This window comes from Azospirillum lipoferum (genome assembly GCF_024170005.1).
In the GTDB taxonomy this organism is placed as follows: domain Bacteria; phylum Pseudomonadota; class Alphaproteobacteria; order Azospirillales; family Azospirillaceae; genus Azospirillum; species Azospirillum lipoferum.
The window spans coordinates 718174-731149 of the sequence record NZ_JALJXJ010000001.1 but is presented as its reverse complement, the minus strand read 5'-3'; the positions used below and the strand labels follow the sequence as shown (position 1 = coordinate 731149).

General features: G+C 63.4%; 12 protein-coding genes. 5 read left to right on the top strand and 7 right to left on the bottom strand.

Going from position 1 to position 12976, the window contains the following annotated elements; genetic code table 11:
- The first annotated feature begins 399 nt into the window (after positions 1–399).
- Together J2848_RS03510 and J2848_RS03505 are read left to right on the top strand one after the other, a co-directional pair.
- Positions 400–1017, top strand: coding sequence for a transglycosylase SLT domain-containing protein (locus tag J2848_RS03510; protein ID WP_246194120.1), 618 nt, complete (start codon positions 400–402; stop codon positions 1015–1017).
- Positions 1018–1075: 58 nt separating this feature from the next.
- Positions 1076–1918: a 23S rRNA (adenine(2030)-N(6))-methyltransferase RlmJ gene (locus J2848_RS03505; RefSeq protein WP_149233585.1), complete on the top strand. Its 843-nt coding sequence runs from the start codon at positions 1076–1078 to the stop codon at positions 1916–1918.
- A gap of 105 nt (positions 1919–2023) precedes the next feature.
- Here J2848_RS03505 and J2848_RS03500 read toward each other — a convergent pair whose 3' ends face one another.
- The 7 genes from J2848_RS03500 to J2848_RS03470 all read right to left on the bottom strand — a co-directional run bounded on the left by J2848_RS03500 (position 2024) and on the right by J2848_RS03470 (position 9718).
- Positions 2024–2686 (bottom strand): phasin family protein, encoded by a 663-nt coding sequence (locus tag J2848_RS03500; RefSeq protein WP_149233586.1) that lies wholly within the window; start codon positions 2684–2686, stop codon positions 2024–2026.
- Positions 2687–2922: 236 nt separating this feature from the next.
- Complete coding sequence (locus J2848_RS03495) at positions 2923–3918, bottom strand: branched-chain amino acid ABC transporter permease (RefSeq protein ID WP_149233587.1); 996 nt, start codon at positions 3916–3918, stop codon at positions 2923–2925.
- Positions 3919–3922: 4 nt separating this feature from the next.
- The gene (locus tag J2848_RS03490) at positions 3923–4810 is read right to left on the bottom strand and encodes a branched-chain amino acid ABC transporter permease (RefSeq protein ID WP_149233707.1); all 888 of its coding nucleotides are present in this window, start codon (positions 4808–4810) and stop codon (positions 3923–3925) included.
- A gap of 107 nt (positions 4811–4917) precedes the next feature.
- On the bottom strand, positions 4918–6147 hold the full coding sequence (locus tag J2848_RS03485) for an ABC transporter substrate-binding protein (RefSeq protein WP_149233588.1): 1230 nt from the start codon (positions 6145–6147) through the stop codon (positions 4918–4920).
- A gap of 236 nt (positions 6148–6383) precedes the next feature.
- The gene (locus tag J2848_RS03480) at positions 6384–7664 is read right to left on the bottom strand and encodes a cation:proton antiporter (RefSeq protein WP_149233589.1); all 1281 of its coding nucleotides are present in this window, start codon (positions 7662–7664) and stop codon (positions 6384–6386) included.
- 275 nt (positions 7665–7939) lie between these two features.
- Positions 7940–8413: a MarR family winged helix-turn-helix transcriptional regulator gene (locus tag J2848_RS03475; RefSeq protein WP_045580172.1), complete on the bottom strand. Its 474-nt coding sequence runs from the start codon at positions 8411–8413 to the stop codon at positions 7940–7942.
- 243 nt (positions 8414–8656) lie between these two features.
- A complete protein-coding gene (locus tag J2848_RS03470; RefSeq protein WP_149233590.1) occupies positions 8657–9718 on the bottom strand; it encodes an enoyl-CoA hydratase/isomerase family protein in 1062 nt (353 codons plus the stop codon).
- 295 nt (positions 9719–10013) lie between these two features.
- Between J2848_RS03470 and J2848_RS03465 the strand changes: the two genes are divergently transcribed.
- The 3 genes from J2848_RS03465 (at position 10014) to hemB (ending at position 12973) form a co-directional block, all read left to right on the top strand.
- Positions 10014–10907: a diacylglycerol/lipid kinase family protein gene (locus J2848_RS03465; protein WP_149233591.1), complete on the top strand. Its 894-nt coding sequence runs from the start codon at positions 10014–10016 to the stop codon at positions 10905–10907.
- A gap of 19 nt (positions 10908–10926) precedes the next feature.
- The gene (locus J2848_RS03460) at positions 10927–11850 is read left to right on the top strand and encodes a metallophosphoesterase family protein (protein ID WP_149233592.1); all 924 of its coding nucleotides are present in this window, start codon (positions 10927–10929) and stop codon (positions 11848–11850) included.
- A gap of 118 nt (positions 11851–11968) precedes the next feature.
- Positions 11969–12973 carry a porphobilinogen synthase gene (gene hemB / locus J2848_RS03455; protein WP_149233593.1) on the top strand — a complete coding sequence of 335 codons (1005 nt, stop codon included), beginning with the start codon at positions 11969–11971 and terminating at the stop codon, positions 12971–12973.
- Positions 12974–12976 lie beyond the last annotated feature (3 nt).

Sequence of the window (12976 nt, the reverse complement as noted above, 5' to 3'; positions counted from 1 at the left end):
GGGGCGGTGGGCTAACCCAATCGTTATCGTCGGCAAATGTGGCGATTCAATGGCTTAAGCCCCCTGCCGAAGGGCCTAAACCATCCGCCTTGGGGCTCCGCGTGACATCTGACGGACGAAAGCTGTGGTATTACCAGGGTGCAAGCGGGTTGACGATGGATCAAATTTTTGGAAATGTGGCCCCGGCGCCCGATTGGGAGGCGCTGAACATCTGGGTAGGAGGCGGTCGCCGTAAGCGACTCGGTGACCGGAACAACGGCCCCGCGCGGGGGGTCAAACAGCCGCCGTGGAACACGGGGCGACAGCAGAAGGAGGTTTGGAATGCGGGGACGAAATCAGCGCGTAGGCGCCACAGCGTGTGGACGCTTCGCACTGGCTGCGGGACTGCTGACGGCTTCCATGGTTGCGTTGACCGTATCCGGCACCGCACAGGCCCAAACCGTACCCCAGGCATCTTCCAAGGAAAGCTGCGTCACCCACGCGGTGGAAGCTGAACAGAAACTTGGCATTCCGTCCGGCATGCTGGTGGCTATCGCTCTGGTGGAAAGCGGCCAGGACGGCGCGCCACACCCCTTCGCGATGAGCGTCGCAGGCCGTCCTTATTATGCGCGTAACGTCAGCGATGCCGCCCGCCATCTGCGCGACCACCGCGGCCAGCTTCGCAGCAACACCTATGTAGGCTGCATGCAGTTGTCGGTCGCCACCCACCGGGGCGAGTTCCAGCCGGTGGAAAAGATCGTCGAACCGCGCGACAACGTGTTCTACGCTGGCCAGCTCCTCGTCCGTTTCCATGGCGAGGAAGGCAACTGGAAGACCGCGCTGACCCGCTACAACGGCAGCTCGGGCCGCCGCGCGCAGGCTTATGTCTGCAAAATCTGGCAGAGCCTGTCGGAACTGGACGCGCAGAGCGCCAAGCTGCTGGCCTCTTCCCGCTGCGAGGATAGCGATCCCGTCAGCGTCGCGCCGAACACCCGGCGCAGCTTCCGCAATGCCCAACAGGTCGCGGCGATCAACTGATCGGCCTGACGCTCGACCGCACTGGCTTAGCGTTGCATGATCGGGTAAATCCCGACGCATGAACTATCGCCACATCTTCCATGCCGGGAACCCGGCCGACGTCATGAAGCACGCCGTGCTGGCGCTGATCCTGGGTCATCTGCGCGCTAAGCCGGCACCGTTCTGCGTGATCGATACCCATGCCGGCATAGGCCGCTACAATCTGACCTCCGAAGCGGCCCGCAAGACGGCGGAGAGCGACGAGGGCATCGGCCGGCTGTTCGGCCGTCCCCTGCCGCACCCGTCACTGGCGCCCTATATGGACGCTGTCCAGGCGCTAAATCCCGAGGGGTCGCTGCGCTGGTATCCTGGCTCCCCCCGCATCGCCCGTGCGGCCCTGCGCCCGCAGGATCGCATGGTGCTGGTCGAACTGCATCCGGACGACGCCCACAGCCTGAAGGCCGAGTTTGCGGGTGACCGCGCCGTCGCAGTCCATCAGTCGGATGCCTACACCGCGCTGAAGGCCCACCTGCCGCCGAGGGAGAAGCGCGGGCTGGTGCTGATCGATCCGCCTTTCGAGCAGCCTGACGAGTTCGCCCGCATGGCGGAAGGGCTGGCGCTGGCTCACCGGCGCTGGTCCACCGGCATCTTCGCCCTGTGGTACCCGATCAAGGAACGCGCCGCGGTCTGGCGCTTCCAGGATGCGGTGGAGAAGACCGGTATTCCAAAGGTGCTGATCGCCGAATTGACCTGGCACCCCGAAGACACCCACCTGCGGCTGAACGGCTCCGGCCTGCTGATCGTCAACCCGCCCTGGAAGCTGGACGAGACGCTGAAGGAAATGCTGCCGGCCCTGCACGACGCCCTGCCCTCCACCGGCGGCGGGACGGCGGTAAGCTGGCTGAGTCCCGAAGTGTCATAGCAGCAGCCATCGGACACAGAAAAACCCCGGCCCCTGCGGGCCGGGGTTCAGTCAGGATGGAGACCGTTCGTTATCGATGACGGATCGTCATCGGTTGCGCGGTGGTCAGAACCGGCGCTCCGTCTGCTGGGCGGCGCCTTCCAGGCGAGCGTTCAGCTTACCGATGGCAGTGTTGGCGGTGCTCGCCGACAGCTCGGAGATCTTGACGCTTCGGCTGAGGACCAGTTGCATGTTGTCCTTCAGCATACGGCTCTGCGCCGCGTAAAAGTCGGGGACGCTCCGGCTGCGCATCAGGGCGTTCACGCCCTCCGCGTTGCGCGACGCGACATCCTGCGCCAGTCCCAGCCACTCGCGCCAGGCGTTCTGCAGACCGTCGACAAGCACGCTGCCGCATTGGACCATGACGTCCATCGTCTCGCGGGTCTGGCTGGCGACCTCACCCTGTGCTTCCTTGGACAGACCCAGCACGCGTTGAAGCTGTTCCGTCGTGCGGCCGGCAACGTCGGTCGCGGAGCCCATCACGGAGTTGGCAGCTTCGGTGCCGCGGCGGGTCATGTCGGCACCGGCACCCATCGCCTTCTGGCCGGCATCCAGACCGCTCTCGGCAGTATGAATCCCGGTTTCAGCCGCGGCCCCACCGATGGAGCGTGCGGCATCGGCGGCGCGGCGGGTGGTGGCCTCGCCGGCGCGCGTCATCTCCTCAACCGTGCCCTTTGCCCGGTCGGCGGGCTCACGCACACCGGTCGTGATGTCCTTGTCCATAGCCATGCGGGATGCTCCTCGAATACGTTCGTCCGGGAGGACGCCTCTTCCCAAATCTCGCGTCGGCCATTTTGCTGCACCGCCGAACGAGTTTAGTCCTATAACACCCGGCAAGCAGAACGTTCCAGGACGCAAAATAATAGCACCACACCCCTTCTTTCGAGGTATGTGGTATTTTGAAACCATACTGTCTTCTGCACGAAATAATTCTTAAAATATCTGCCACTTTATCGTCCGGTATCTTAGCTTTCCCGGCTCTTCTTTCCAAGACGCGCTTGGATTTCCCCCGCAATGCCGCGGCGGAAAACAAGAACACAGGCGACGAAGATACAGCCGATCACCACCGGCACCGGCAAGCTGGTCGCCGCCAGATAATTCTCCAGCGTCACCACAAGGGCAGCACCGATCACCGGCCCGGTCAGCGTACCCATGCCGCCCAGCAGCGTCATCAGCACCACCTCGCCCGACATCTGCCAAGTCACATCGGTCAGCGTCGCCAGTTGGAAGACGATCGCCTTGGTGCCGCCGGCCAGCCCGGCGAGCGACGCCGACAGAACGAAGGCCAGCAGCTTGTAACGGTCGGTACGGTACCCCAGCGAAATGGCGCGCGGCTCATTTTCGCGGATCGCCTTCAAAACCTGTCCGAATGGCGAATGCACCGTCCGCCAGATGATGGCGAAGCCGATCAGGAAAACGCCCAGCACCGTGTAGTACATCGCCAGCGGGTTGTTCAGGTCGAAGACTCCGAACAACACACCGCGCGGCACCGCCTGGATGCCGTCCTCACCATGGGTGAAGGGCAATTGCAAAGCGAGGAAGAACACCATCTGACTCAGCGCCAGCGTGATCATTGCGAAATAGATGCCCTGCCGACGGATGGCGATACTGCCGAACAGGATGCCGAGGAGGGCCGAGGCTGCGGTGCCCAGCAGGATCCCCAGTTCTGGCGGCAGCCCCCAAACCTTAACCGTATGGGCGGTGACATAGGCGGCGCTGCCGAAGAAGGCAGCGTGGCCGAAACTCAGGAGACCACCGAACCCGATCAGTAGATTGAAAGCGCAGGCGAACAGCGCAAAGCACAGCACCTTCATCAGAAAGACAGGATAGAGCAGGAAGGGCACCGCCAGCAGGGCGGCCAGCGCCACCAGCGCGCCGATCCTGGTTGCGGTCGGCCCCGTCGCCGATGCTTGGGCGGCCTTTGCCGATGCGCGGCCGCTGCTCTGCGAATGAAGGCTCATGCGCTTACCTCTCACGTCCAAACAGACCGGCGGGCTTGATCATCAGCACCACCACCATGATGACGAACACCACGATATTGGAGGCCTCGGGGTAAAACACCTTGGTCAGCCCTTCCAGCAGGCCAAGCCCATAGCCGGTCAGCACGGCGCCCAGAATCGATCCCATGCCACCGATCACTACCACCGCAAACACCACGATGATCAGGTTCGATCCCATCAGCGGAGATACCTGATAGATCGGTGCCGCCAGCACACCGGCCAGACCGGCCAGCGCCACGCCGAAGGCATAGGTCAGGGTTATCATCCGCGGTACGTTGATACCGAAGGCCTGCACCAGAACCGGGTTCTCCGTCGCCGCACGCAGATACGCACCCAATTTGGTCTTTTCGATCGCGATCCAGGTGCTGATGCAGACGACCAGAGAGGCCACCACCACCCAGCCGCGGTAATTGGGCAGGAACATGAAGCCGAGATTCTGCCCGCCCTTCAGCGCATCGGGGATCGGATAGGGCTGGCCGGAGACGCCATACTGGTGGCGGAACGCCCCCTCGACGATCAGCGCCAGCCCGAAGGTCAGCAGCAGGCCATAGAGATGGTCCAGCTTGTAGAGCCGCGACAGCAGCGTCTTTTCCAGCACCACCCCGAACAGCCCGACGATCAGCGGCGACAGCAGCAACGCCCACCAGTAACCGATACCAAGCTGAGTCAGCATCAGCCAGGCGACGAAGGCTCCCATCATGTAAAGCGCGCCATGGGCGAAGTTGATGACGTTCAACATGCCGAAGATCACCGCCAGCCCAAGACTAAGCAGCGCGTAAAACGATCCGTTGATCAACCCCAGCAGGAGCTGGCCGAACAGCGCCTGGGGTGGAATGCCGAAAATCGTTCCCATCATGAGCGTCGCTCTCCACGACGGCATCCCGGCCGTAGCGCCCGTTCAAGGAATCGCTACGTCCGGGAATGCCGCTCCGTCACGTCACGGCTCGTGCCGCCGGTTCATCACTTCGGCAGCTTGCAGCCGCTTTCCTCGAAGCTGGCAAAGGCTTCCTTGCCGGGAATGGTGCGCAGGATCTGGTAATAGTCCCAGGCCCCCTTGGACTCCGACGGCTTCTTCACGCGGGCCAGATACATGTCGTGGACCATGCGGCCGTTGGGCAGAATCGTGCCGTTCTTGGCGAACATGTCGTTGACCGGCATCTCCTTCATCTTGGCGGCGACGGTCGGCCCGTCATCGGTCCCGGCGGCCTCGATCGCTTTCAGATAATGACGGACAGCGGAATAACTGCCGGCCTGCACCATGGTCGGCATCTTGCCGTAGCGGTCGAAGAACTTCTTGGACCAGGCTCGCGATTCGTCATCGCGGTCCCAGTAGAATCCGGTGGTCAGCACCAGATCCTGGGCAACTTGAAGACCCAGCGCATGCACGTCCGACAGGAAGATCAGCAGGCCGGCGAGCTTCTGCTGCCCGCTCTGCGTCAGGCCGAATTCGGAGGCCTGCTTGATCGAGGTGATGGTATCGCCGCCCGCATTGGCGAGGCCGACGATCTTGGCGCCCGACGCCTGGGCCTGCAGCAGGAAGGAGGAGAAGTCGGCGGTGTTCAGCGGCGCCTTCACCGAACCGACGACCTTGCCGCCGGCCTTCTTCACCTCGACCGAGGTGTCGGCCTCCAACTGGTGGCCAAAGGCATAGTCGGCGGTGATGAAGAACCAGCTGTCGCCGCCTTCCTTCACCATTGCCTGACCGGTGCCGACCGCCAGCGCATGGGTGTCGTAGGGCCAGTGGAAGCCGGTGGGGGAGCAGGCGTCGCCGGTCAGGCGGGAGGTGGCCGGACCTTCCATCAGGAAGATCTTCTTCTTCTCCTTCGTCACCTCCTGCACGGCAAGCGCGACGCCCGAATTCGGCACGTCAACGATCACGTCGACGCCATCCTGGTCGATCCACTGGCGGGCGAGATTGGCGCCGATGTCGGGTTTGTTCTGGTGGTCGGCGGAAATGATCTCGATGGGCTTGCCCAGGATCTTGTTGCCGAACTCCTCGGCCGCCATGCGGGCGGCAATGACCGACCCCTCGCCGCCAAGATCGGCATAGAGGCCCGAGCGGTCATTCAGCACACCGATCTTGACCATGTCGCCGGACAGCTTGCCCTGCTGGGCCGCGGCAGGCCCGGTGGACAGAACACCAATCGTCAAGGCAGCCAGGGCGGCACCGGCCAAAAGACGTGCGATCATGCGTGAATTCCTCCCCCTCAGCGTTGCGTTGCGCATGTTGCGGGCGCGCATCCGGATCGGATCTTGCGGATCGGCTCGTCCGGCGGCTCCCGGACGGTCGTGTCGGCCTGCTCAATTGGTTTCATTGGAAACCGTCAGGCCGTCGACGCCGTCCCTTCCGATCCACTATGCAGGCGCATCACCTTGTGCGGAAAGCTGAATTTCAGCTTCACAAACAATTTTCATCAAGGGTCGACCTAGACATCGGCTTTTTCCATTCGGCGGTGTATGGAGGCATCCGGCAACGGGTCCACGACCTGCCGGCGCCGATCGATCCGCCGCATGATCGGCGTCACCGTGGTGCCGTGAACGAGAATCGAGAGCAGCACGATCAAGCCGGCGACCGCCCACAGCGCATTCGGCACGTCGAACTCCGCCGCGTTCAGCGCGTAGGCGATGTAATAGATGCTGCCCATGCCGCGGATGCCGAAAAAGCCGATGGCCAGCTTCTCGCCCAACGGCATCGCCACACCTGTCAGCCCAATCACCCCGGCAACCGGCCGCACCAGAAGCAGGATGGCCGCCGCGGCCCCCACCGCGCTCCAGGACAGCGCGTCGATCAGCCCATGCGCCAGGGTCCCGCCAAACAACACCAGCATCACCATCATCATCAGCCGCTCGGTCTGTTCGACGAAGTCGTGCAGGCGCTCGTGGTACTCGCTGTTGCGTTCCGCATCGCGCAGGGCCAGTGCGGCAACGAAGACGGCGACGAATCCATAGCCACTGGCAAGTTCCGTCAGGCCATAGGCGACCATCGTGATGCCGAGCGACACGAAGCCGTCACCGGTTCGCGACAGGTTGGCCCGGTTCGGCACCCGGAAGGTGACATAGCCGAGAAGCCGGCCCACCAGCCAGCCCACCCCGACTCCGGCGGCCAGCTTCCACACCACGTCCAGCAGAACCCAATGTTCCAGCAGATCCCAGGGCGGGTTGCCGTTCAACAGCGCAACACCGATGGCGAGATGGACGAAGGGGAAGGCCAGCCCATCATTCAGCCCGGCTTCGGAAGTCAGGCTGAAACGGATCTCGTCCTCCTCCCCTGATTGCGGCGGGCCGACCTGGATGTCGGAGGCAAGGACCGGATCGGTCGGCGCCAGCGCCGCCCCCAGCAGGATCGAAGCCGGCAAAGGAAAATCAAGCCAGTACCAGCCGATCAGCGCGATCATCAGGATCGACAGCGGCATGGTGATGCCCAGCAGACGCCATGTGATGATCCAGCGCCGCCAGCCGATGCGGCGGTCCAGCTTCAGGCCCGCCCCCATCAGGGAGATGATGACGATCAGTTCAGTCAGCCGTTCCGTCGCTTCCGGGAAAGCCAGCGGTTCAGGGTTTTCCAGTTCCAGCGCCCCGAATACCGCAAAGCCCAGGCCGACGCAGATGATCGGCAGGGAAAGCGGCAACTCCTTCAGCACCATCGGCAGCCAAGCCACCAACAGGATCAGGAACCCCACCCCCACCATCATGACGGTATAAGACATGCGCAGCCCATTGCCGGGATCGCTTCGGCACGGCGATGCCACCGCGCGAAGGCCAATCCACGACAACACGCGAAGACGCTGATGGGTTCAGGCCAGGCGCAATAAGGCTGAGGAATTGATGATGAGGGTGCCGGCTCGTTTTTCGGTCATGCTTCCCTACCCACCCTTGACGCCGGGACTATCAGCCCGCCTGAAATGGGACCGAAATTGGGAAGCTTGAACCCGATGCCGCCCGCGGGAGCCGGAACCGCGGGGGCCGTCGCAAAATCGGCCGATCAGGCCGCGGAGGTCATCGGAAAGCCGCTGTAGTCGAGCGATGCCGACCAGAAGCGTTCCAGCTTGCGCAGAGTCTCGTTTGCCTTGGTCAGTTCCTCGTCGCTGAAACCGGCCTTTTCCAAGGCGGTCAGATGACGTTCGAACATGACGCTGATCTTCTCGCGCAGATCCAGCCCCTTCTCCGACAGGCGGACACGGACCGAGCGGCGGTCGTGCGGAGAGCGTTCCTGACCGAGATAGCCGTTCTCGACCATCTTCTTGACGTTATAGGAGACGTTGGAGCCCAGATAGTAACCGCGCGCGGTCAGTTCACCGACCGTCATCTCGTCTTCGCCGATGTTGTACAGGATCAGGCTCTGGACGTTATTGATGTCCTGGATGCCAAGCCGGTCCAACTCAGTCTTGAGCACTTCAAGAAAGTGGCGGTGAAGCCGCTCGATCAACAGAATGCTCTCGTAATAGGGTTTGCGCACCGCGGTCTCCTTTGGCTCTAACCGGCCGTTCCCCGCGCAAGGACGATACCGGGACCTTAAAGCGAGATTAGCCGATCATTCGTCGGCAATCATCCTAATAATTCCAGAAAAAGTCTGGCACAACCCGTCTGTACAGGTCCCTTTCGCCGAGTGCCCCAAGGGAAAGCTCTTCTGCCGGGCGTTACCCCGTCATAAGCAAAAAGGCATGGCCACGCGACCATGCCCTTGCGGATGGCAATGTTCTCAGTCCCGGAACACAAGATCGCCGTCGGCCGGTTCGGCGAAGTGCCGCTCGACGTCGGACGGGCCGACGTCAGCCAGTTCCGCCGGCTTCCATCTCGGGTTCTTGTCCTTGTCGACCAGGACGGCACGGATACCCTCGTAGAAATCGTCGCCGGCCAAGCAGGCGAGGCTGAGGCGCAGTTCCTGCACCATGCAGCCTTCGAAATCCAGCTTGGCCCCGCGGCGGAGGGCAGCCAGCGTCACCTTGAGGCTGGTCGGCGACACCCGGCGCAGGGTGGCAAGCTGGCCGGCCGCCCATTCGGTCCCCTCGGCCTCCAGAGCCTTGACGATGGACTCGACGCTGTCGAAGGCATAGCAGCGGTCGACCGCCGCGCGAGTCGCGGTTACAGCCGCCTCCCCCGCCTTGCCGCGATGGACTGCGACCGCCTCGTCCGCCGGGATGCCTGCGGCCAGATCGTCGATGAGCGCATCAATCTTCGCGCTCGGCACGAAGACGTCGGCTGCACCGATGGCCAGCAGGTCGGCAGCCTTCAACCGATCACCGGTCAGGCCCAGCCAGATACCGACCTGACCTGGCAGACGCGGCAGGAAATAGGTACCGCCGACATCGGGATAGAGGCCGATGCCAGTCTCCGGCATGGCGAACAGCGTGCGCTCCGTGACGACGCGATGGGTGCCGTGCACCGACAGGCCGACACCGCCGCCCATGGAAATGCCGTCGATCAGCGCAATGTAGGGCTTCGACAGGCGCTTGATCATCCGGTTCAACACATATTCCTCGCTGAAGAAGGCGCGGACCGGTCCCGTGTCGCCATGCCCCTCCTTCGCGGCCTTGCCGGCCTCATACAGGCTGACAACGTCACCGCCGGCACAGAAGGCCTTTTCGCCGGCACCCCGAATCACGACCGCCTTGACCTCCGGATCGGCGTTCCAGGCCCGCAGCTGCGGATCGAACAGCCTGATCATCCCCAGTGTAAGCGCGTTCAGCGCCTTGGGCCGGTTGAGCGTGACGAGGCCGATGGCGCCCCGACGTTCGAACAGAATCTCAGCAGCGTCGCTCATCGTCTTGTGTTTTCTCAATTATCGTTGCGAATCGGGCGGTGGCGGGCTGTCCTCGCCAGCCCCGCTGTGCGTCAGGGAGACAGGAGCAACCGCCAGCGATGATACGGGACCCTGCGGCACTGTCAAATCAACCATACGGATCCGGATGTTCATCCCTCACGGTCCGCGCAAGCCAACCAGGAACATCCCCCCTCTTGGACCGTTGCGCTCACGCTCTCATCTGAAGGCGAACCCCAATTCGACTGCTCAGGAAAAGTCAGATGCCGATGCCGCTCCACATCCTGCCGGGTTGCCCATGAAGGTCGGAATCATCCTGAACCGCCAAGCTGGCTCGCTGGTCGACCGCCCCATCGGCCGCGCGGAGGCGGCCATCCGTGCGGCGTTCGAGCGGCATGGCGCCACCGTGGACCTGCACACTGTCGACGGCGCGCAATGCACCGATACGATCCAGCGCGTGCTGGACTCCGATGCGGAGACGGTGGTGGTCGGCGGTGGCGACGGCACGCTGCATAGCGCGGTGAAGCTGGCGCTGCCGAAGTCCAAGACGCTTGGCGTGATTCCTCTCGGTACTCTCAACCTACTGGCCCGTGATCTTCATATTCCGCTTGAGCTTGAGGAAGCGGCGGAAGCGCTGGCCGCCGGGCGGGTCCGAGCGATCGATATCGCTGAGGTGAATGGGGAGCCCTACACCAACAGCTCCGTCCTCGGCTTCTATCCGCAGGTCGTCCAGGAACGCGAACGCCAGCGCAAGCAGCACCGGTTGCTGAAATGGCCTGGTGCCGCCATCGCCCTGGCCAAGACGCTGTACCGGCTGCCCATGCTGGATGTGCGGCTGGACTGGGGCGAGGGTCCGCGGCGGATGCGCACGCCGATCCTGGTGGTCTCCAACAATGTTTATGACGACGGATTTGGTCTCGTCCTGACACGAGAGGCGCTCGATGCCGGAAAACTCGGCGTGTATGTGGCCCGCGAACGGAACGCCTTGGCGATGCTGCGGTTGATGGGACGGCTGGTTGCCGGTTCCTGGAAGCAGGACGAGGGGCTGGAGACCTATGCGGTGACCAGCCTGACGGTCCACAGCCGAAGGCACCACCTGAAGATGGTCAACGATGGCGAGATCCGGAAGCTGCATGCCCCACTGCATTATCGGATTCTCCCCGGTGCATTGAAGGTTCTGGCCCCTAGCTGAGAGAAAGGATGAAGATGGCGTGAAACGGCTTGCTCACATTTCCGACCTGCATTTCGGGCGGATCGACCAGCGCGTGGTGGACGGTCTGCTGGCTGACCTGACAGCACAGGCTCCCGACCTGATCGTCATCTCCGGCGACTTCGTGCAGCGGGCGAAAGTACGACACTTCGAGGAAGCGCGGGCCTTCCTTCAGAAATTGCCCTTTCCTTACATGGCTGTACCGGGAAATCATGACATTCCGGTTTACAACGTGTTCAAGCGCTTCACCGACCCGTTCGGCCATTACCGGCGCTATATCAGCAGCGATTTCAGCCCGCTGCACATCGACGACGAGATCGCGGTGCTTGGCATCAACACCGCCCGCCCGGTCATCGTGGATTTTTCCGAAGGCCGGATGAACAAGAGGCAGATCGCCCGGGTACGCGAGGTCTTCTGCGGTATGCCGGACACCATGTTCAAGGTGCTGTTCACCCACCACCCCTTCCTGCCGCCGCCCGACCTGCCGAAGACCCAGCTGGTCGGCCGCCACAAGCTGGCCCTGCCGGCACTGGAAAGCTGCGGTGTCGATCTGCTGCTTGCCGGCCATCTGCACAAGGCCTATTCCGGCGACATCATGAGCTTCCACACCCAGGTTGCCCGCTCCATCCTGGTTGCCCAGGCCTCCACCGCCACATCCACCCGCTTGCGGAATGAGGCGAACGCCTACAACCTGATCACCGTCGCCCATCCCACCGTAACCTTCGAAGTGCGGTCCTGGGAGGGTGCCGCCTTCACCGGCGGGCTGGTGTCCGGTTACCGCAAGGAAGGCAACCGCTGGACGCTTCAGGCCCAGGACACCGGCTTCCGGCCCGTCGGCAGCGACCTCGCCACTGCCGATCCGCTGGCCGCCCGATGGGACCAGGTTGCCCGACATGCAAGCGGGAACGCCAGCGGCGGGTCATGAGAGCTGCGCAAGGCAGCCGGCCCGGTCCCAAAGAACTGGATCGGGCGCCGCGGCTTGAGTTCACCAGGAGGGAAGGCGTAGGATCGCCGCACTCGTTCTAAGTGCATGGTTCCCCCCGATGCCGATCACCCTGCCTGCCGCTTTCCCGCGTACCCGTCTGCGCCGCAACCGCGCCGACGCCTGGACCCGCCGTCTGGTCGCCGAGAACATGCTGACCGTCGACGACCTGATCTGGCCGGTCTTCGTGATCGAGGGCGAGAACCAGCGGGAACCCGTCGCCTCCATGCCGGGCGTGGAGCGCATGACCATTGACCTGCTCTGCGAGGCGGTGGCACAGGCCGGATCGCTGGGCATTCCCTGCATCGCGCTGTTTCCGGTCGTCGGTTCCGAGGGCAAATCGGAGGATGCGGCGGAGGCCTACAATCCCGAAAACCTGATGAACCGCGCCATCCGCGCGGTGAAAGCCGCCACCCCCGATGTCGGCATTCTGGGCGACGTGGCGCTCGACCCCTACACCATCCATGGCCATGACGGCCTGCTGCGCGATGGCTATATCCAGAATGACGAGACGGTCGAGGTGCTGATCCGCCAGGCGCTGTCGCAGGCGGAAGCCGGTGTCGACATCGTCGCCCCGTCCGACATGATGGACGGCCGCATCGGCGCTATCCGCGACAAGCTGGACGCCGAGGGCTATCAACTGACCCGCGTCTGTTCCTATGCGGCTAAGTATGCCTCCGCCTTCTACGGACCGTTCCGCGACGCGGTGAATTCCGGCGGCTTCCTGAAGGGCGACAAGACCACCTACCAGATGGACCCCGCCAACACCGACGAAGCCCTGCGCGAAGTCGCCTGCGACCTGCAGGAGGGGGCCGACATGGTGATGGTGAAGCCGGGCCTGCCCTATCTCGACGTCATCCGCCGGGTAAAGGACCAGTTCGCGGTCCCGACCTTCGCCTACCACGTATCGGGCGAATACGCGATGCTCCGTGCCGCGTCGGCCAACGGGTGGCTGAACTACGACAAGGCTCTGCTGGAAACGCTGATGGGCTTCAAGCGCGCCGGCTGCGACGCCATCCTGACCTACGGCGCGGTGGACGCGGCGAAGCTGCTGAAGCAGGGCTGAGCA